We start from the raw sequence: 18,664 nt of genomic DNA on the forward strand, positions 1-18,664 counted from the left end.
CTCGGGAGAAAACGCGTGAAAACGGCGCTTCGAGTCGAACGACAGCAGATTCAAGAGCACGAAACTCCCCAGCGTAAACCCTTTGCTTCACTGGGTGCATTTTCGCTCGGTCAGTTCCTGGCGACCTATCGCGCCGGACTACTGATGCTCGACGGGCCCGCAGCCGGAATACGCGTACCTATCGACCAGGAGCGAACCACCCTCGGGCACGGTCCGGGCGTAGATCTGGCACTCGACGACGCGAGCCTGCTCGGGGAATCCGCAGCAATCGAATTCAACGGGCAGGGTTTCTCGTTGAGTCCCTCCCGTTTCGCGCAATCTGCGCTCCTGGGTCGCACTTCGCGCAAACTGCGCGACGGGGAGCGCTTTCGCATTGGCGAAAGAACGATCGAATTCACGCTGCTCGAAAAGGTTCCCGCACCCTAGGGAGATCCGAACGAGCCTGTTCCGGAGAGAATCCAGAAAGTACCCGACGCGACGAGCTGCAGACTGGCGTTGTCCCAGCCGTGCGGCGACACGGCCTCGACCAGGGTGCACAGGCACGCGATCCCCACCAGCGCTCCGAACCACGCGGCCGGCTTCAAACCGGCGAGGAGTTCTGGACCGAGCCACGCCGCTAGTGCGAGTGCGGCGACGCTTGCAACGAATACGGCCAGAGAACCTTCGATGCTGCGCTGCGCCTCGAGGCCCCCGAAGCTGGGCACGCGATAGCGATGGCGGCCGAAACGCGTTCCAACGGGTTCGGCGATCGCATCGGCGAGTCCGGTCACCAGGTATCCCGCAATCGCACTGGGTCCGAAGAAGAGGTTGCTCAGCAATCCGCCGAGTAGCGTGGCGAAGTATGGAACCAGCACGAAACGACTGCGATGGGGTCGATCCGACTCACGCGCGATCGCCTCGTAGAGCAGACCGCCTTCTCCTTGCAGAAGCGCGAAAAAGACCACCAGCGAGGTCGCCGCACCGAACACGAAGAGAACGCTCAAACCCCAGAACGCCTGTACGACAGCGGCGTTCACAAGGATCAGGAAGTGGAAGACCTTGCGCGTGTAGCCGGTCTTCCAGCCGCGCATACGCTTGAGCCAGCCCGACAGGTACAGCGAGACCGCAGCCCAGACGAGAGAGGGCGGCCCCGCCACGGCAATCTCGATCAGTGTCGGGAAATGCTCTGAGAAAAACGCGACGACCGGTTCGAACACAACGCTGAGTTTGCCCCAACCGCGCCGTCGGGGCGAGTCGTGGATCCGGACGGCGAGGATCGTGCACAGCGCCGGCCTCGGCTACTATCTGGGTATGGACAAGGATCTGTACGCAGTACTCGGGGTTTCGCGCAGCGTCAGCGATGACGAGCTGCGCAAGACCTACCGGAAACTCGCGCGCGAGCATCATCCAGACGTCAACCCGAATGACTCGAAGGCAGAAGAGCGCTTCAAGGAGATCTCCTTCGCCTACGAGGTGCTCTCCGACAAGGACAAGCGGCGCCGTTACGACGAGTTCGGCATGCAGGGGCTGTCCGAGGGTTTCGATGCAAACCAGGCCCGCGCGTACGAACGCTGGTCGCGCGGCGCGCATCGCAGTCCACAGTGGGAACGCGACAGCTCTGGAGTCAATCTGGAAGACCTGCTTTCGGGAATGTTCGGCGGGCGAGCCTCGGCACCCATCCGCGGACAAGACGCGGAAGGTGAGATTACGATCGATTTCCTCGATGCCGTGCGGGGCGGAGAGGTGCGGGTACAGTTCGCCGGCAAGGGTGCTCTTCGCGTACGCGTACCCGCGGGCTCCGATAGCGGCACGAAGGTGCGGCTCAAGGGACAGGGCGAGCCCGGTCCCGGGGGGGCGTCCGGAGATCTGTATCTGACACTGCGCGTGCGCCCTCACCCGTTCTTCACGCGCGACGGCGCCGATCTCTCGCTGGACGTGCCCGTGACACTACCTGAACTGATCCTCGGTGCGTCGATCGATGTGCCGACCCCGGATGGACCGGCGAAGATGACGATCCCGAAGGCTTCCTCAAATGGCCAGCGTCTGCGGCTTCGCGGCAAGGGCGCGGTGCGCCGCGGTTCCGATGGGCGCGGCGACCTGTATGTGCGGCTGGTCGCGAAACTGCCCGATTCGCAGGACGAAGCAATGGAGAAACTGGCCAAGGAAATGGAGCCGCTCTACGGCGACGACGACGTACGCCAGCGGCTGAAGGTGGGAAGATGAGTTTTTACAGCCGCAAGCAGGTCATCGAAGTTCTCGAAATCGACGATGGCTTCCTGCTTTCCCTCGAGAGCGAAGAGATCATCGCTCAGGATGCCCCACCCGACGCTACTGGAGATTTCTCTGAGCGCATGCTGGAACGCGCACGAGTTGCTCAAAACCTGGTGAGGGATCTCGACGTGAATCTCGCGGGAGTTGCCGTGATCGTGCGACTGCGGGAAGAGATGTCGCAACTACACCATCGCGTGGAGCAACTCGCACAGGAACTGAGCAGGCGCGGGTGATGTGCCGAGCGGTCGAACGATCGTCGCTCGCCCCAGCGTCACTCTTTTTGCCCTACCTGTAGTAATCTATCGGGCACGCAGATCGCTTCGGGTGGGTCATGAAAGAGGTCGAGAGACAACGAGCGGCCAACCTATGGGAGCCCTTCGCCCGCAAGTTCCCGCCGATCGCCAAGGCGTGCCACATCTGGGCGAATCCGACAATCGATTTCAGAAACATCGGTGGGCTGGCTGAACCGAAAGACGAGATCCAGACCTACGCCTGCGCCATCACTGATCCCGAGGTCTACAAGCGCTGGGGAACGGCGCCACCCTCGGGCCTGCTCTTGATCGGGCCGTCGGGTTCGGGAAAAACACTTCTGGCCGAAGCGCTCGCCGTGCGCAGTCAGATGCCCTTCCTGAAAGTCGACGTACCGCGTTTGATGTCGCTGGCGGTGCACGCGGGATCCCAGGTGGGCGCCCTCATGACGACCTGGGGCGAAACCCTCCAGGAGATGCCGCGCGTGACCGTGCTCTTCGAGGAACTCGACTTCGCGCACGGGATCACCGCAGGCCGCCCCCGACCGGATCTTCCGATGGCGGGGATTGCGGATTTCCTGATCGAATTGATCGATATGACGATCTCGATCGAGAAGACGCTGACCCTGGCGTCGACGAGCCGGCCCGATGGGATCGCCAGGGATTTCTACGCACCGGGCCGATTCGAACGCGTGGTCAGCGTACAGCCCATCTACCCCGACGACGTGATCGAGGCACTTCACCTGCACGCCGGTTATGTAGAGTCGAATGCTGGCCGCACTCTCTTCGAGAACCCCGACTGGCCGAAGGTGGTCGAGCAGAACACCGATGCCTCGATAGGCGAATGGGTCCGCATGCTACACGCCGTTTTGCGCAGCAAGGCGCGTCGCGAAGCCACCGGCGAGGAATCAGGTCTCATCACGACACAAAACCTGCTAGACGAAGTGGACCGCACGAAGATCGTTCAGCGCGGATTGCCGGTGTCGACTGGCCGATATCTCTAGTGTCGGATTCCGAAAAGACGGTCAAGACCATGAGGCGGGTCTCTTAGGTCTCCTGGACAGGACACTGGCATTGATTCGACTCGAAAGACTGACCAGGCGTTACGGAGACGTCGACGTTGTAAAGGAGCTTTCCCTCGAGATTCCTGAGGGAGAACTGCTGGTTCTTCTGGGCAGTTCAGGCTGCGGCAAGACGACCACGCTGAAGATGATCAATCGCCTGGTCGAGCCGAGTTCGGGGCGTGTGTACATTGCCGGTGAAGACACGGCGACTATCGAACCCGCCCAACTCCGGCTGCGAATCGGTTATTGCTTTCAACAGATCGGCCTGTTTCCGCATATGACCGCCGGTGAGAACATCGCTCTGACGCCGGGACTGCTTGGCTGGGACGAGCAGCGCACGAGCAAACGCGTTTCGGAACTGCTCGAACTCGTCGAACTCGAACCCGATGTGTTCCGGACGCGCTTCCCCGATGAGTTGTCCGGCGGACAGCAACAACGCGTCGGAATTGCCCGCGCCCTGGCAGGCCGACCGGAACTCCTGTTGATGGACGAACCATTTGGCGCACTCGACCCACTGACGCGCGACACTCTACAGCGCGCCCTGCAGAGCATCCGCTCGGATCTGGGAATCACGACGGTTTTCGTAACACACGATATGGTCGAAGCCCTGATCCTGGGCGACCGCATCGCAGTGATGAACGCCGGAAGACTGGTTCAGGTGGGAACCCCGCAGGAACTCTTGAACGCACCCGCGGACGAGGAAGTGTCCCGAATGATGGACACTCCGCGACATCAAGCTGAGCGCGTAGAATCGCTGCTACGCCGAGACCGACCCGTCGATGGCTGAGCAACTCGAACTCCTGCCCGGTTACCTGATGGCGCACCTGGAGCTTTCGCTGGTCGCCTTGCTGATCGGCACATCGATCAGTGTGCCGCTGGGAATCTGGATCACGCGACGCAAGTCTGTCGCGCAGGGAATTCTGGGTCTGGTCGGCGTGATCCAGACGATCCCGAGTCTGGCACTGCTCGCGCTCATGGTTCCGGCGCTTGCATTGCTCAGCGGTTTCACCGCATCCGAACTCGGCTTCGAAATCCGCAGCATCGGCTACCTGCCGGCGGTGGTCGCGCTGACGCTGTACAGCATCCTACCGGTTCTCCAGACCACGGTCGCCGGAATCGATGGTATCGACCCATCGCTGATAGAGGCCGCCCGCGGAGTTGGCATGACCGATCGCCAGAGGCTCCGGCGCGTGGAACTTCCACTCGCTCTGCCCGTGATCGTGGCGGGATTACGCACGGCAACGGTCTGGGTCGTGGGAACTGCAACTCTGTCGACACCCGTGGGTGCAGCAAGCCTCGGAAACTACATCTTCTCAGGTCTACAAACGCGAAACTTCACCGCTGTGCTCGTCGGCTGCGCCGCAGCTGCAGCACTTGCCCTCGTACTCGATCAAACAATCCGCTTGTTGGAGTCCGGCGTCAGACTTCGCAGACGCCCATTCATCCTGACTTCAGTCACCGTCCTGGCCGCCCTGTACGCGCTCACCGCCGGATCATTGCTTCAGGGAGCGATCAGCACCTCTAGACCGAGCATCGCAATCGGCTCGAAGACCTTTACGGAGCAGTACATTCTGAGCGAGTTGCTGGTGGGCTGGGTCGAGAACAAGACCGGACTCGAAGCGCGCACCGTTCAATCACTGGGTTCGACGGTGCTCTTCGATGCACTGCTCAGCGGCGACATCGACATCTACGTGGACTATTCGGGGACGATCTGGGCCACCGTCATGAAAGGCGAAGGACGGCCGGGGGCGCGTGAAGATGTTCTCGAAGAAGTCCGCAACTACCTCGCCGACGAACACGGAATCGTTCTGGCCGCAGCACTCGGCTTCGAAAACACCTACGCCCTGGCCATGCGGTCCGATGATGCGAAACGAAGGGGCATCGAGACCCTGAGCGACCTGGCACCCGCAGCGAAGCAAATGGAGATTGGTGGAGATTACGAGTTCTTCGTGCGCGCGGAATGGAAAGCTCTCGTGGACACCTACTCCTTTGAATTCGCAAAGAATCGGAGCATGGATTCATCGCTCATGTACCAGGCCGTCGCAGAATCCGAAGTCGATGTGATCAGCGCATTCTCGACCGACGGTCGCATTGCGGCGTTCAATCTGAGCGTGCTACGAGACGATCAGGCGGTGATCCCACCCTATGATGCGATCGTGCTGATCGGCCCGCACGCCGCACGCGAACACCCCGAGCTCACAACTGCACTCGCACGCCTGGAGGGAACGATCGACGCAGACGCAATGCGGCAACTCAATCTGAGTGTCGACGGCGATGGTCGTACACCAACAGACGTCGGGCGCGAGCTCCTAGGTCGCCTGGCGAGCCCCTGAGCAGGTTTGGCTTGACAGCACGGCGCTCAGCTCCGAATATCCGCGCCCCTATTCTTCCGATTGGAGAGATTCCCGAATGAACAGTCGTCTCGGCTCTCAGATCCGCGACCACACACCGGCGCGAGATCACACCCTGCGAGAAATCCTGGAGGGCCTCTCGGCGCCGCAAAAGCGCCTGCCGCCGAAGCTTCTGTACGACAAGCGCGGATCAGAGCTATTCGAGCAGATATGTACGCTCGAGGAATACTATCCGACGCGCACCGAACTGAGCATCATGCACAAGCACGGCGCGAAGATCGCGCAGGCCGCAGGCCATGACTGCCTGCTGATCGAATACGGCAGCGGCAGCGGCCTGAAGACACGCATTCTTCTGAAGGAACTGCTCGAGCCCGTCGGGTACGTACCGATTGACATCTCCATCAGCGCACTCGAAGCACCCGCGCGGGATCTGGCAACACGTTTCCCCACACTGCCTATTCTGCCGGTGTGTGCCGACTACACTGCGAGCTATTCAATCCCGAGCACACCGAGAACCGCGAAGCGACGCCTGATCTACTTCCCGGGCTCGACCATCGGCAATCTGGAGCCGCAGGATGCGCTGGACTTCCTGAGGCACATGAAACTGCAGGCTGGCGAGAACGGCAGGATCCTGATCGGAACGGATCTTCACAAGGACGCTCGGATTCTCGAAGCGGCCTATAACGACGCTTCGGGAGTCACGGCCGAGTTCGAAATGAACGTCCTGGAGCACATCAATCGCGAGTTCAGTGCGGAATTCGCTCTGGAACGCTTCGAATACCTTTCGTTCTACAACGAGTCCCTGCGACGGATCGAGATGTATCTGGTCAGTCGCGAAGCGCAGACGGTCCGCGTCGGTGGGACCGAGATCCGCCTGGAACACGGCGAGCGCATCCTCACCGAGTGCTCGCACAAGTTCTCACCAGAGGACTTCGCCGCACTGGCCAACGAAGCGGGATTGCAGGTGGAAGAAACCTGGACGGACGAGAACGAGTTCTTCGGAGTCTCTTTCCTGCGCGCTAGCCACAATCCGTCGTAAGGTCTCGAGAAAAGAGGCACACAAGAGTGCGCCCTTTCGTGGCCGAAGGCGGTCTTCGCCGGGACCTTAGTTGATCGAGGAGATGCGAGTACAGTTGCGCCCGTCCAGCTTTGCCCGATACAGCTCCTGATCGGCAGCTTCAAACAGCTCCGTGCAGCTTTCCAGACACTTCCCGCACTCACAGATGCTGGCCCCGACTGAAGCGGTGACCTGAAGAGGACCTTGATTGGTCGTGAACTCCAGCTTCGAGAGCGCCGCACGGATCGCATCGCCGCGCGCCTCCAGTTCGGTGGTCGTCACGTCTGGACAGACGACCGCGAACTCCTCACCGCCGTAGCGGCATGGCCAGTCCTTTTCCTCGACCGCCCCTGCGATCGTCTGCGCAACCTCGCGCAGCACCTCATCGCCCATCTGGTGCCCGTACGTGTCATTGACCGCCTTGAAGTGATCCAGATCGATGACCAGGACCCCGAGAGTCGATCCAGAGTTCTTGCAGCGCAGCGCTTCTTCTTCCAACGCTTCGTCGAAAAAGCCGCGATTGCGCAACCCGGTGAGCGGATCCGTAGAAGCCTTTAGCGTCAGGTCGTCCTTCTCCGCTTCCAGGGCCTGGTTCTCGCTGGTCACGGCGTGGACTTGCTCATTGAGTGCCAGGCTCTCGCGAACCAGAAGCTGGGCGGCCTGTGTCGCAATCCCGATCAGTGTGCCCATGTCATTCATTTCGAGGTCGAGCGCCTTCGCGGCGTCGGGCAATTGTTGCTGGATCTCCTGTAGCAACTCGGAGCAGACCGCGCCGTCGAAGTCGAAGTAGCGCCCCCCGAACTCGGTCAGGGTATCGACCCCCGCCTCGAGATGTCCTCCAGAGAGCAGGCGACCACAGATCGATGAGATATGCAGCATCTGCGCCAGATGAATCGTCTTCGAATCGGCGTCCGGAGCAGCGGATGGATCGTCGTGGATCGCAATCGCGTCGCAGACCACTTCGGGAAGACCCCAGGTCTTGAGCAATTCCCCCCCCACCTGCACGCTGGTGACGCCGAGTTCCTGCTTCTCGATCTCGGTGAGCAGTTGAGTGGACTCCCGCCATTTCTGCAGGACTGGCATATACCGATCCGTTGCACACTCCGCGAGAATCAGTCGGCCAAAGCCCGCGAGCAGTCCCGCCAGGAAGGCCTCGTCGCAAAGATGCCTGTTGACTCGCTCCGCCAGGACGCGGGCCCCGAGCGCGGTGGCCGTGGTCTCCGTCCAGTAGCGGCGATAGTCAAAGGCATCCGGCGAACCGCCGGACGAAACACCCAGGACCGAGAACGAGAGGGCCAGGAGATTGACGCTGCGCAGCCCGAGGGTCATCACTGCTTGTCGAACGCTGGAGATCTCTCGCGGCAGGCCGAACATGCTTGAATTTGCGGTCTTCAAGAGCTTGGCGACGAGAGCGGGATCCTGACTGAGCACTTCGGCGAGTTCGTCGATATCGACTTCTTCGCACTGGTTCAGCTCGACAATTCGCATGGCGACACCGGGCGCCGTGGGGAGCTGCTCGGTCTTCTTGAGATCTTCGATCAGCTTGCAGGCCATTCACCCATCCCTACCATCCGTCTCTAGTCCTGTTGAACCGTCGTCTAGTAGTCATAGGTCGGCGAGGGACTGCCACGCTTGAGCGTCTTCCTCCATCCAACATCCAGGTTATGACTCGTCGGGAAAATCCGGCTCGTGAACGCCTCGAATCGCCTCCTGCATCGCCTGGGCACTCCGCACGTAGAGGATGAACAAGAGGACCGCTGCGAACGCAATGATGAAACCACCCGGAGATGCGGCGAAGGTGTTGTACAAGCCGTGAAGGACCGCGCCAATTGCGAATCCCAGAAGCATCAAGCCGCGCCGCGATCCGGGATTCGCCACGCCTAGCGCGATGAAGCTGGCGACGATGCCCGAGAACATCGCATGCAGGAGCGGAAGGGTGATCAAACGGGTGAACTGGACGACGATGTAGTCCTCAAACCCGAAGCTGCCGCGACCGACGTTCTCGGCGTAGCCCACCGAATAGGCCATGGCTTCCGAAACGCCAAAGGCAAATCCCGAAACGCAACCGAGAAAGGTGATCTCCTGCGCACTTCCGGGTTCGCGATTCCGAACGAAGATCCACAGGATCGGCAAGGCCTTTGCCAATTCCTCGACCAATCCGACACCGAACACATAGCCGACGACCCGACCGGCCAGCGTCGCAGACTGGGTGGTCGCGTAGATCGAACTCACCCCAGGCAAGCGTGAGACGAGCGTGACGAAAAACAGACCTGCGAACGCGGTAAAGAACGAAACACGCACCAGATCGACCACGCTGATACGTTCTGGCCGGATGAAGAAGTAGATGACGACTCCCCAGATCGTCGCGAAATAGATCCCGAAGATGAACGCGACATCGCGCAATTCGGGATCGGCCAGTGATGCCCAGCTGATCATGAACAAGGGGAAAAGCGTGAAGAACATGAACCAGCGCACCAGGTCCAGGTTCCACGGCCGATCTCGTTTCCAGACCTCGACCGGAACCAGAGTTGAAATTCCGATTCGCCGCAATTGGCGGAACGCACCTTGCCGTCGGCCCTTCTCCTGGTTGCGCTCGAGCGCTTCTGTCTCGGATTCTTCCGGCACGTCCTCGCCCTCCCCTTGTTGCCTCCTGAATCTGCCACAATCCTGCGATGAGTGACGCCGATCTGAAACGATTGTTCTCCCTGGAAGGGAAAGTCGCCGCCGTAACGGGCGCTTCGAGTGGTCTTGGGCAGCAAGCCGCGCGCGCCATGGCAAGCGGAGGGGCCGCAGTAGGATTGATCGCTCGACGCGTGGAGCGATTGGAAGAGCTTGCAGGTCAGCTAGAGACGACAGGCATACGCGCGTGCGCAGCGGCGGCTGATATTACGGATGCGGAGCAGGCCGCAGTGGCGTTTGATCGGATCGAAGCCGAACTCGGCCCCATCGACATCCTGGTCAACGGGGCGGGCGTGGCACCGGTGGGTCGCGCCGAGAAGCACACCAGGCAGAAGTGGGATGCGGCGATCGGCCTCAACCTGACTGCCGCCTTCGAACTCTCCCAGCTGATCGCAAACCGCTTGATCGAACGAGGCAGCGGCGGGCGCATCATTCACATCTCGTCGGCCATCGGCTCGGGCGGAAACCCAGTGCACAGGACCGTGGGTTATGCGGCAAGCAAAGGCGGTCTCGACAATCTGGTTCGCCATCTCGCGATCGAGTGGGCGCGCCACGACATCGCTGTGAACGCTGTGGCTCCGTCCTATTTCCCGACCGAGATGACCGTCGATCCGAAAGTCGGCGACGTGGCGCAGGACCAGAAGGACCGCATGCACGTATTCACTCCGATGGGGCGCCTGGGGCGAGAGGGCGAGTTGGACACTGCCCTGATCTTCCTTGCGGCCCCGGCATCGAGCTTCGTGACCGGCGCGATCGTTCCGGTCGACGGCGGCTGGACCGCCTGGTAGTACATCCGCGTCAGTAGGTTCCGCCCAGTTTCGAGTGATCCCAGGAGACGATGCGCTCGGGTTTGACGCGAATCACGACACGCTTTTCGGCGCGACCGATCATCGCCTTGCGCACGTCCGGGTTCGTCTTCGCATCATCTGGCATTCCAAGGCCGCCGGAGGCGTCGATCAAGGTGTCGATAGCCAGTTCGATATCGTGGATCAGCTCGGCATGCCCGTAGAGCACGACACCACTGAGCTCCTCGTACTGGTTACCCGACTCCGACAGGAGACTCACGCGTGGGTCGCGCTCGATATTCAGGATCTTCTGACTGGTGCGGTAGGTCGCCATGCGAATCGAAAGATCATCGTCGAGCCCGAACCACATGGGCACCGGATGAGGAAATCCACCCACTCCGTTCGACACGACGGTGATCGTGTGTTGGTTCTCGAGATATTTGCGGATCTCGTCGTCGGTCATGCGGATCTGATCGCGGCGCGACATGGCATTCCTCCGTTTGCTGGAGAGCCATCTTACCCGCTCCGCCCCCTGGCCGCAGAAGCAGCTTGCGAGGCGGGCGTCGAAGTGGTTCCCTGGGTGACATGCTGAGCATAGATCTAACCGGGAAGCGGGCCTTCGTGGCCGGGGTCGCAGATGACGGCGGATTCGGATTCGCCATCGCAAAGAGGCTGGCCGAAGCGGGCGCCTCGGTGTGCGTCGGAACCTGGCCCCCGGCGTATGGGATCTTCACAAAGCTCCTGGAACGCCAGAAGATGGCAGAGTCGATGAAGCTCCCAAACGGCGAGACGCTGGTCTTTGAACGCATCTATGCGCTGGATGCCGAATACGACACGCTGGAGCAGGCACCGATCGAGGTACGTGAGAATCGTCGCTACAAATCGCACGCGGACTTCTCGATCCAGGGTGTAGCCGATCGCTTCGTCGCCGACTTCGGGAATGAGCCGCTCGATATCGTGGTGCACAGTCTGGCGAACGGTCCGGAAGTCAAGAACCCGCTGCTGGAAACCTCACGCGAGGGTTACCTGTCCGCGATCAGTCAAAGCAGCTTTTCATTCGTCTCGCTGGTGCAGCGTTTCCTGCCCCTCATGCGATCCGATGGGTCATTCCTCTGCCTGAGCTTCATGGCTTCTGAACGCGTCGTACCGGGCTACGGCGGCGGCATGTCTTCGGCCAAGGCCTCGCTCGAATCCGACACACGCGTACTCGCCTACGAAGCGGGACGGCGACAAGGTGCGCGGGTGAACTGCATCTCCGCGGGTCCCTGGGCTTCGCGTGCAGCCTCCGCGATCGGCTTCATCGCAACCATGGTCGATTACGTGCGCAAGGCTGCGCCAATTCAGGACCCGCTGCAGGCGGACGAGGTGGGAACGACCGCGGCCTTCCTTTCGAGTCCGCTGGCGAGTGGCATCACGGGAACCACGGTCTACGTCGACAAGGGCTTCCACACGATTGGCGTGAGTCCCGACGTGTAGTCCATCCGGTCGCGTCAGACGATCTCGTCGACGCGCAGTCTCTGCTCATCTCCGGAGGACAGGTCCTTGACCACGACCTTGCCATCGGCCCATTCGTCGGGTCCGACCAGCACCGCGCGTCGGGCACCGGTGGCATCTGCCTGGCGCAGGACTTTTCCCGGATTCCGGGCCACATAGGGCGATTCACTGGCAATCCCGCGCGCGCGCAACTGACGCACGACCTGGCGCGCCGGGCCCAGCATATCGACACCGATCGGGATCACGTAGACATCGAGTCGCGGCGGAGTTTCCGGAATCAGGCCCTTCTCTCGGAGCAACTCGGTAAGCACGACATCACCCATGCCGAAACCCAGCGCAGGTAGATCGGGTCCCCCCAACGACTTGATCAGGCCGTCGTAGCGCCCCCCGCCCGCAACAGCTCGAAGACTGCGATTGCGGTCGAAGATCTCCCAGACTGGACCGGTGTAGTAGGCAAGTCCGCGCACGATGCGGAAATCGGGTTGCATGCAGTCACCAATGCCGAAATCGCGACACGCTTCGAGCACCGGCAGCAGTTCTTCGGCCCGATCCAGTGGAAAGCTCTCGCACCAGCGCAGGAGTTCGCGAGCTCGCGACTCTCCGAGCTTGTCTTGTAGTCGTCCTTCCGCTTTCGGGTCGCGTTCGAGCTTGTCGATGATGGCCAGGACATCGGCCTCCTCATCCGGGCCGATCTCGAGTGAGCCGAGCATGCGCGAGAGGAAGCGGCGATCGTTGATGCGCACGCCAAAATCGTCATCCTGGAGACCCAGGATGCGCAGGGCATCCACCGCAACCGAAATGACCTCGGCGTCCGCGGCCGGTTCACTGCTGCCAACCACATCGATGTTCCACTGCTGAAACGCCCGCGACCGGCCGCGCTGGGGCTTTTCGTAGCGGAAGAAATCCGGCGCGCAGTACCACTTGATCGGCTTCGGCAGACCGCCCGCACGCGCCGCCACCATGCGCGCGAGTGTCGGGGTCATCTCGGGTCGCAGAGCGACCGGACGTCCACCCTTGTCTTCGAAGGTGTACAACTGGCCGGCAATTTCATCGCCCGACTTCGCGGTGAACAGTTCCAGCGACTCGAGCACGGGTCCGTCGATCTCCTGGAATCCTGCACTGCGCGCAGAGCGGTGCCAGGCCGACTCGATCCAGCGTCGCACCGCAAGATCATCGGGAAAGAAGTCCCGGAAGCCGCTCAGAGCCTTGAAACGCATGTGCCGGATCGTAGCAGTCCGTCGCGCCTGGAGCCGCCACCCAGCTCTCGAAACACGGGCCATACCGCTACACCGCGGCTGCTGGCCGGTCGATACCAAACACCGTCGGCAGCTCCGTCTCGAAACCCAGGGTGGCCCGTTCATGGACGGGAGAGCGCATTCGTTACCCTTCGGACGGTCGCGGAAGCTGAATCTGGAGGAAGTCCACGGTGAGCCATACGATTGACCTTCCCGGTGCCCATATCTCGGATACCGAGGCTCTTTCTGAAGACACCGCGAGCCTGTTCAGCGGCGAAAACGGTGCCTGGGTCGAGGCCCTGTACGAGGACTTCATTCTCGGCCGCGCGGAAGTGCCCGAGAACTGGCGGCTCGTCTTCGAGTCCCTGAGCCCAGCGGGCAGCGTCTCACATAGCAGCGTCCGGACCGCACCCAACGGCGAGACGAATCCCGATCTCGGCGCGCAGAGCGCGAGAACGGACGCACCCAACCAGAACACGGGCGTGGTGGCGCTGGTCAATGCCTATCGGACTCACGGCCACCTGATTGCAGATCTGGATCCGCTCGGACGCCGCAACCAGAGCGAGCACCCACTGCTCGACCCGGCGGAGTTCGGCCTGAGCAATGAGCAGATGGACCGGCCCACGAGCTTCACTGGCTTCCACGGGCTGCAGGACGGCACGGTCGGCGAGTTGCTCTCAGCCCTGCGCCACACCTTCTGCGGCACCTTCGCGGTCGAGTTCACTGAGATGCGCGAAAAGGAGCGACGCGACTGGCTCGCGGAGCGCATGGAGCCCACACAGAATCACCCCGCGTTTTCGAACGAGGAGCGACGTCGACTGCTCAGCCAGGTCGTCAACGCGGAGCGCTTCGAGCAATTCCTGCACAAGCGGTTCCTGGGGCAGAAGCGCTTCTCCCTGGAGGGTGGAGAATCCCTGATTGCCGTACTCGACACGATCATCGAAGACGGCTGTGAGCTGGGTTGCGAAGAAGTCGTCATTGCCATGGCGCATCGCGGCCGGCTCAACGTCATGGCCCACACCATGGGCATGCCTTATCGCGCGATCATGGCCGACTTCCAGGCCTCTCTCATGCCGGCCAACGCCCAGGGCGCGGGAGACGTGAAGTACCACCGCAGTTACTCGACCGATCGGCGCACGCGCTGCGGTCGCGGGATCCACCTGTCGCTTTGTCCCAATCCGAGCCACCTGGAATGGATCAATCCCGTCGCCGAGGGGATGGTCCGCGCGAAGCAGAACTTCCGCGGCGATACCGAGCGCAAGAGCGTGATCCCGGTCCAGATCCACGGCGATTCCGCGTTCACGGGCCAGGGGATCGTACCCGAGACGCTCGCCCTGTCCGAACTCGACAACTTCTGGACCGGTGGCACGGTCCACTTGATCGTGAACAACCAGATCGGCTTCACGACCCTCCCGGAAGACTACCGTTTCACCCGCCATCCCTCCGACATGGCCAAGGTGATTCAGGCACCGGTCTTCCACGTGAATGCCGACGATCCGGAAGCCTGTGTGCATGCCGCCAAGCTGGCGATCGAATTCCGACAGCGATTCCGCGAAGACGTGATCATCGACATGGTCTGCTACCGGCGCCATGGACACAATGAAGGCGACGATCCTTCGTACACGCAGCCCCTTCTGTACCAGCAGATCAGGAAACACCCGACGATCGCCAGGACCTACACCGATCGCCTGATGCGGGATGGCGTGGTGGATCAGAGCAGTGTCGAGAAACTGGAAGAAGAACAGAACCAGCGACTCGAGAATGCTCAAGAGGAGAGTTCAATCCACGTGCAACTGGAGGGTTCAGAGGGTTACCACGGTCTCTGGTCTGCTCTGGAGCAGGATGCCGAACCCGTGGAAGGGCCCACCCAGGTTTCCCGTGAAGTCGTCGACTCGGTGGGCAAGGCACTTTCGAGTTTTCCAGAGGGTTTCACTCCGCATCCAAAAATCAAGAAGATGCTCTTACAGCGCAGTGAAGCGATCGCAGCGGGCCGCGGAATCGATTGGGGAGCGGGTGAGGCTCTGGCATTCGGTTCGCTTCTGATGGAAGGCACCACCATCCGTTTGACCGGACAGGATGCGGAGCGCGGAACCTTCGGACACCGTCACGCAGTCGTACACGATGTGGAAAACGGCGACCACCACCTCTCGATCAAGAAGCTGGCGGCGAACAAGGCCCGCTTCATCATCTGCAACAGCATGCTCTCCGAGGCGGCGGTACTCGGTTTCGAATACGGCTATAGCACGGTCGACCCGGGCCGCCTCGTCGTCTGGGAAGCCCAGTTCGGAGACTTCGCGAATACCGCGCAGCCCATCATCGATCAGTTCATCGCGAGTGGCGAAAAGAAGTGGAGTCGCTCCAGCGGACTGGTCATGCTGCTCCCACACGGATACGAAGGTCAGGGGCCGGAGCACTCCAGTGCGCGCCCCGAGCGCTTCCTGCAACTCTGCGCAGAGGACAATATCCAGGTAGTGAATCTGACTACACCGGCACAGTACTTCCACGCGCTGCGCCGACAGATTCATCGGAGCATTCGCAAACCGCTGATCGTAATGTCTCCCAAGAGTCTTCTGCGCCACCCGGCCGCGTCATCCAAAGCCGAGGAATTCACTCACGGAAGCTTCAGTCGTGTGATCGACGACCCGGCGTACGAACCGGGCGGACGGGACCCTCAGGAAACACGGCGCGTGGTCCTGTGCACCGGCAAGGTGTTCTACTCACTCCTGACCGCACGCGAAGATTCCGGTTTCGAAGACGTCGCGCTCATACGCGTCGAGCAACTCAATCCATTTCCGTTCGACGAAATTGAGCATGTGCTGTCGCGTTATTCGGCGCGGGACGTCATCTGGGTTCAGGAAGAACCCTGGAACATGGGGTACTGGTCGTTCGTCCACGAGCGCCTCCTGAGAGCCTTGCCTAAGGGCAAGCGCATCCGCTACACCGGCGCTCAGGAATCCGCCAGTCCGGCCACGGGCTCCTATCGCATCCACGAAGAGCAACAAGCCGAGTTCATCCGCGAGGCCTTCGCGAAGCGACAACGCAAGAAAGTGTAGCTGTGCGACGATTCCCGAAGCGTTTGAAGCTCACTCCTCGCGGCTGATCCCGCGCAAGACATCGTCGATCAGTGAGCGGACCTCGGGTTCTCGGTTGAAACTGATGTGGCTGCCCGCATACCAGGCGATACGCGGCTGTTCCCAGTGGAGCCAGAGATCGCGCACCTGATCGGGCGGAATCAAGTGATCGGCCGTTCCCGCGAACATGGAACACCGCTCCGTGGGAATCCTTGGTTGTAGAGCCGCCGGACTGACCACACCCAGGACCGCGGAGATGTCGGCCCACTCGAGTCCCGCATTGACCATTTCGCGAAGCGCCGCAGGCGACACCTGACGACGCACGGCACGCGCGAGATCAACAGCGGGAATTCCCAGGATGGCACAGGAGAGGTCGCGTTCCAGACTCGCCAGGAGTGCGGTCACCCCGCCGCCGAGCGAGAGTCCGTAGGCACCGATCGCTGTAGCACCCTGGCTGCGTATCCAACTCATCAACCTTCGAATGTCCCAAGCAGCCTGTGCATGCGCGTGGATCGTGTTCATGAAGTCGCCGTTCAGGTATCCGTCGCCACTGCGCAACGCCATCTTGCGCGGACCGTGCAGAGGCAGAACCGGAAAGATCAGATTCAAGCCGTGATCGCGTTGCAGGCGGGCGGCTTCAAACGCACCGAGATCGATGCGCGGCGTGCCCATACCGTAGCCGTGCACACAGATCAGCCAGGGGCCGGGCCGATCAGAGCGCAGTACCCGCGCGTACGCCGTGCGATTCTCCCGGTAGCTCCCCCAGCGATCTCGTCCCGGTTCGCCCTCCTGCACCTCGTATCCGCTGTCGAAGCTGAGTTCCTCGAAGCTGTAGCCCCAGCGGAGATCCCGCGAGATCAAGCGGGGAGATTCGAGCGCGTCGGGTTCTCGGTGGTATTGCTCGGGCTTGTCGAGCCAGCCTTGCTCTGAGAAGAAACTCATCGCCGCCTCGATCTCCGCCGCGTGCTGCGGGACCCGAACGCCGAGTGCATCCTGTCGGCGCACGAACATACTGGCCAGGGCCAGTTGATCGAGACCCACCTTGGTCGCCAGTGTGAGATCGAGTGGTGGTTCGGGCACCCCCGGGAAAAGCGGCTCTCGTCGATGCGCCGTCCAACCCGCCGCTACGAAGCTGGCAGCTGCCAGTGTCGAGAGCGCGAGTGCATCCCCGATCCCGTCGATCAGGATCAGCGGAAATGCACAGAAAAAGCCGAGCAATGCACCCGACGAAATCAACTGGGGAGCGCGCAAATCCCCCGGCAGCAGGTAAACCGAAACTGCACCGCCCAATAACAAGCTACCGGGCAGGATCCCGAGCAGAAGTCGAAGCGCGCCCGATTCACTGCTCCAGACGATCCAGGTCAATCCTGCGAGCAGGGGAATCAGATTCTCGATCGGAAAGGCCGATGCCCGTTCGTGACTCACTGTTGCGCCTCCTGGCTCACGCCGGTCCAAACTAGGAATCCAGAATCAGCGACCCGATTTCGTCTGGGTCGATGGCGTAGATTTCCGCACAGAACTCGCAACGCACTTCGAGGTCACCCTCCTGCAGGGCGATTTCCCGAACTTCACTCGCACCCAGGAGCACGACCGCACTCAGAACGCGATCGCGGTCACAGGCGCAGTGAAAGACCGGCGCGCTGCGCTGCCGTTCTCCCGAACCGATACCGAACAGCAATCGATCGACCATGTCATCGGCACTGGCGCCGGCCCCGACCAGCTCACTGGCGCTGGGCAACTCGCGAATCGTGTTTTCCAGAATGCTGAGCGTCTCGTCCGATGCGCCGGGAAGCGCTTGCACGAGAAAGCCACCGGCCGCCTCGATCTCATGGGTCGCACCCACGAACACTCCGAGCGCCAGTGCTGCCTGGACCTGCTCACTCTCGCGCAGATAGTGGACGAGATCTTCCGCAACCTCGCCCGACACGATCGGGACGATACCGGTGTACGGCTCGCGCCACGATGGGTGGTAACGCACCACGGCCAGCACGCCTTTCCCGACCGCAGCCCCCACATCGAGCTTGCCCCCGCGCGGAGGCGGATGTGCCGAGGGATCGTGCACGTAGCCGCGAGCCCGCCCCTGGTTGTCTGCGATCGCGGTCGTCTGGCCCAGAGGTCCGTCACCGCGAAACTGAAGCTGCAGGGTTTCGTCATCCTCCGCCGCAGCGGCGAGCAACACCGAGCCCATGAGAGCGCGCCCCAGTGCTGCACTCGCGGTCGGAGCGGTCCCGTGGCGGCGCGCCGCCTCGGCGACCAGCGGTGTACCGACCAGCGCGCGGATCGCCACGCCGCCATCGGCGGAAAGCGTGCGCACCATCTCGCTGGAATCGACCGGCATGGTAGGCGAAGGTAACTTCTGGCGACGGTCCCGCCCACAGCGTCCGCTCCGTTTCGAGCAGAACCTTCGCGCGGGGCGGAGAGAGTGGATAG

General features: G+C 61.7%; 17 protein-coding genes. 10 read left to right on the forward strand and 7 right to left on the reverse strand.

Features of this window, described 5'->3' with window-relative positions:
• The first annotated feature begins 15 nt into the window (after nt 1-15).
• Nucleotides 16-426: an FHA domain-containing protein gene (locus GY725_26520; GenBank protein ID MCP4007752.1), complete on the forward strand. Its 411-nt coding sequence runs from the start codon at nt 16-18 to the stop codon at nt 424-426.
• Here GY725_26520 and GY725_26525 read toward each other — a convergent pair.
• Nucleotides 423-1,070 (reverse strand): hypothetical protein, encoded by a 648-nt coding sequence (locus GY725_26525; GenBank protein ID MCP4007753.1) that lies wholly within the window; start codon nt 1,068-1,070, stop codon nt 423-425. The genes GY725_26520 and GY725_26525 overlap by 4 nt on opposite strands.
• Nucleotides 1,071-1,257: 187 nt before the next feature.
• Between GY725_26525 and GY725_26530 the strand changes: the two genes are divergently transcribed.
• The 6 genes from GY725_26530 to egtD all read left to right on the forward strand — a co-directional run bounded on the left by GY725_26530 (nt 1,258) and on the right by egtD (nt 6,952).
• Nucleotides 1,258-2,202 (forward strand): DnaJ domain-containing protein, encoded by a 945-nt coding sequence (locus GY725_26530; GenBank protein ID MCP4007754.1) that lies wholly within the window; start codon nt 1,258-1,260, stop codon nt 2,200-2,202.
• Nucleotides 2,199-2,483, forward strand: coding sequence for a hypothetical protein (locus tag GY725_26535; protein MCP4007755.1), 285 nt, complete (start codon nt 2,199-2,201; stop codon nt 2,481-2,483). Before GY725_26530 ends, GY725_26535 begins: the two co-directional genes overlap by 4 nt.
• Before the next feature lie 98 nt (nt 2,484-2,581).
• The gene (locus GY725_26540; GenBank protein ID MCP4007756.1) at nt 2,582-3,502 is read left to right on the forward strand and encodes an AAA family ATPase; all 921 of its coding nucleotides are present in this window, start codon (nt 2,582-2,584) and stop codon (nt 3,500-3,502) included.
• 70 nt (nt 3,503-3,572) lie between these two features.
• Nucleotides 3,573-4,349, forward strand: coding sequence for an ABC transporter ATP-binding protein (locus tag GY725_26545; GenBank protein MCP4007757.1), 777 nt, complete (start codon nt 3,573-3,575; stop codon nt 4,347-4,349).
• Nucleotides 4,342-5,895 (forward strand): ABC transporter permease subunit, encoded by a 1,554-nt coding sequence (locus GY725_26550; GenBank protein MCP4007758.1) that lies wholly within the window; start codon nt 4,342-4,344, stop codon nt 5,893-5,895. Before GY725_26545 ends, GY725_26550 begins: the two co-directional genes overlap by 8 nt.
• Before the next feature lie 76 nt (nt 5,896-5,971).
• Nucleotides 5,972-6,952 (forward strand): L-histidine N(alpha)-methyltransferase, encoded by a 981-nt coding sequence (egtD, locus tag GY725_26555; GenBank protein ID MCP4007759.1) that lies wholly within the window; start codon nt 5,972-5,974, stop codon nt 6,950-6,952.
• Between the two features lie 66 nt (nt 6,953-7,018).
• On the opposite strand, the gene GY725_26560 is transcribed toward egtD, so the two are convergent.
• Nucleotides 7,019-8,524: a GGDEF domain-containing protein gene (locus tag GY725_26560; GenBank protein MCP4007760.1), complete on the reverse strand. Its 1,506-nt coding sequence runs from the start codon at nt 8,522-8,524 to the stop codon at nt 7,019-7,021.
• A 108-nt stretch (nt 8,525-8,632) separates the two neighbouring features.
• A complete protein-coding gene (locus GY725_26565) occupies nt 8,633-9,595 on the reverse strand; it encodes a PrsW family intramembrane metalloprotease (protein MCP4007761.1) in 963 nt (320 codons plus the stop codon).
• Nucleotides 9,596-9,642: 47 nt separating this feature from the next.
• Here GY725_26565 and GY725_26570 point away from each other — a divergent pair, with 47 nt between their 5' ends.
• Nucleotides 9,643-10,437, forward strand: coding sequence for an SDR family NAD(P)-dependent oxidoreductase (locus GY725_26570; GenBank protein MCP4007762.1), 795 nt, complete (start codon nt 9,643-9,645; stop codon nt 10,435-10,437).
• Nucleotides 10,438-10,447: 10 nt separating this feature from the next.
• Here the strand turns inward: GY725_26570 and GY725_26575 are convergent, their stop codons facing one another.
• Nucleotides 10,448-10,921, reverse strand: coding sequence for a pyridoxamine 5'-phosphate oxidase (locus GY725_26575; protein ID MCP4007763.1), 474 nt, complete (start codon nt 10,919-10,921; stop codon nt 10,448-10,450).
• Between the two features lie 98 nt (nt 10,922-11,019).
• On the opposite strand from GY725_26575, the gene GY725_26580 reads away from it, so the two are divergent.
• On the forward strand, nt 11,020-11,910 hold the full coding sequence (locus GY725_26580; GenBank protein MCP4007764.1) for an enoyl-[acyl-carrier-protein] reductase: 891 nt from the start codon (nt 11,020-11,022) through the stop codon (nt 11,908-11,910).
• Nucleotides 11,911-11,924: 14 nt separating this feature from the next.
• Here the strand turns inward: GY725_26580 and GY725_26585 are convergent, their stop codons facing one another.
• Entirely contained in the window at nt 11,925-13,145 is a 1,221-nt protein-coding gene (locus tag GY725_26585; protein ID MCP4007765.1) for a histidine--tRNA ligase, read from the reverse strand.
• 242 nt (nt 13,146-13,387) lie between these two features.
• Between GY725_26585 and GY725_26590 the strand changes: the two genes are divergently transcribed.
• On the forward strand, nt 13,388-16,216 hold the full coding sequence (locus GY725_26590; protein ID MCP4007766.1) for a 2-oxoglutarate dehydrogenase E1 component: 2,829 nt from the start codon (nt 13,388-13,390) through the stop codon (nt 16,214-16,216).
• Nucleotides 16,217-16,246: 30 nt separating this feature from the next.
• On the opposite strand, the gene GY725_26595 is transcribed toward GY725_26590, so the two are convergent.
• Both GY725_26595 and hslO read right to left on the reverse strand, forming a co-directional pair.
• Nucleotides 16,247-17,659, reverse strand: coding sequence for a hypothetical protein (locus GY725_26595; GenBank protein ID MCP4007767.1), 1,413 nt, complete (start codon nt 17,657-17,659; stop codon nt 16,247-16,249).
• A 31-nt stretch (nt 17,660-17,690) separates the two neighbouring features.
• On the reverse strand, nt 17,691-18,572 hold the full coding sequence (gene hslO / locus GY725_26600) for an Hsp33 family molecular chaperone HslO (GenBank protein ID MCP4007768.1): 882 nt from the start codon (nt 18,570-18,572) through the stop codon (nt 17,691-17,693).
• Nucleotides 18,573-18,664: the final 92 nt, after the last annotated feature.

The sequence above is a fragment of the bacterium genome (assembly GCA_024226335.1).
Lineage (GTDB): Bacteria > Myxococcota_A > UBA9160 > SZUA-336 > SZUA-336 > JAAELY01.

Coding starts and splice junctions, on each gene's coding strand:
- GY725_26525 (MCP4007753.1), bottom strand. CDS start 1,070: ATGCGCGGCTGGAAGACCGGCTACACGCGCAAGGTCTTCCACTTCCTG.
- GY725_26535 (MCP4007755.1), top strand. CDS start 2,199: ATGAGTTTTTACAGCCGCAAGCAGGTCATCGAAGTTCTCGAAATCGAC.
- GY725_26540 (MCP4007756.1), top strand. CDS start 2,582: ATGAAAGAGGTCGAGAGACAACGAGCGGCCAACCTATGGGAGCCCTTC.
- GY725_26550 (MCP4007758.1), top strand. CDS start 4,342: ATGGCTGAGCAACTCGAACTCCTGCCCGGTTACCTGATGGCGCACCTG.
- egtD (MCP4007759.1), top strand. CDS start 5,972: ATGAACAGTCGTCTCGGCTCTCAGATCCGCGACCACACACCGGCGCGA.
- GY725_26560 (MCP4007760.1), bottom strand. CDS start 8,524: ATGGCCTGCAAGCTGATCGAAGATCTCAAGAAGACCGAGCAGCTCCCC.
- GY725_26570 (MCP4007762.1), top strand. CDS start 9,643: ATGAGTGACGCCGATCTGAAACGATTGTTCTCCCTGGAAGGGAAAGTC.
- GY725_26575 (MCP4007763.1), bottom strand. CDS start 10,921: ATGTCGCGCCGCGATCAGATCCGCATGACCGACGACGAGATCCGCAAA.
- GY725_26580 (MCP4007764.1), top strand. CDS start 11,020: ATGCTGAGCATAGATCTAACCGGGAAGCGGGCCTTCGTGGCCGGGGTC.
- GY725_26585 (MCP4007765.1), bottom strand. CDS start 13,145: ATGCGTTTCAAGGCTCTGAGCGGCTTCCGGGACTTCTTTCCCGATGAT.
- hslO (MCP4007768.1), bottom strand. CDS start 18,572: ATGCCGGTCGATTCCAGCGAGATGGTGCGCACGCTTTCCGCCGATGGC.